At 31.1% G+C, this 662-nt stretch carries 1 protein-coding gene; it reads right to left on the bottom strand.

Annotated elements, in window-relative coordinates; genetic code table 11:
- A partial coding sequence (locus NF27_RS02460) for an IS6 family transposase (protein ID WP_039455453.1) occupies positions 1–593 on the bottom strand: 593 nt, incomplete at its 3' end.
- Positions 594–662: the final 69 nt, after the last annotated feature.

Genomic DNA, 662 nt, shown 5'->3' with positions numbered 1-662 from the left:
TTATAAGCTGTTTTATAACTATGATAACCCATAGCATCTTTGGTTTTCCATTTTAACCGTCTATGATCTTGCTCAATAATATTATTTAGATATTTGTTCTTTCTTATAGTTGTATTACTAAACTTACCTTCTTTTTGTAATTGAGTAAAAGCTAAAGTATATGAGGGATTAGCATCTACAGTAATGCTCTTTGGTTCATAGGCATTTTTCTTATTAATCAATTTGGTTAAGAATAGTTTAGCTGCCTTGTGGTTGCGCGTTTTACTTAAGTAAAAATCAATGGTGTTTTTATTTTTATCAATAGCTCTATATAAGTATAACCACTTACCTTTAACTTTGATGTAAGTTTCATCTAAGTGCCAAGAAGAATTAGTAGATTTGAGAAAATAACTAACTCTTTTCTGTATTTCAGGAGCATAGCGCTGAACCCACCTATATATTGTACTTGGAGAGATTTCTAGCCCTCTTTCTTCCATCATCTCGCTTAAATTACGGTAGCTAAGTCTATATCTTAGATACCAACGTACACATAATAAGATTATTTCTCCTTCATAATGACGCCACTTGAAATCTATAGGATTATACTTTCTCATATGGTTAGCTAATTAGTTATTTGCTTCTACCAACATCTATCTCCAATTTCTATTCTTTGCAACACAACC

Origin of the sequence: Candidatus Jidaibacter acanthamoeba (assembly GCF_000815465.1) — a bacterium.
Classification (GTDB): domain Bacteria; phylum Pseudomonadota; class Alphaproteobacteria; order Rickettsiales; family Midichloriaceae; genus Jidaibacter; species Jidaibacter acanthamoebae.
Note: the sequence above shows the minus strand (reverse complement) of the source record. Positions and strands in the feature narration are given on the sequence as shown.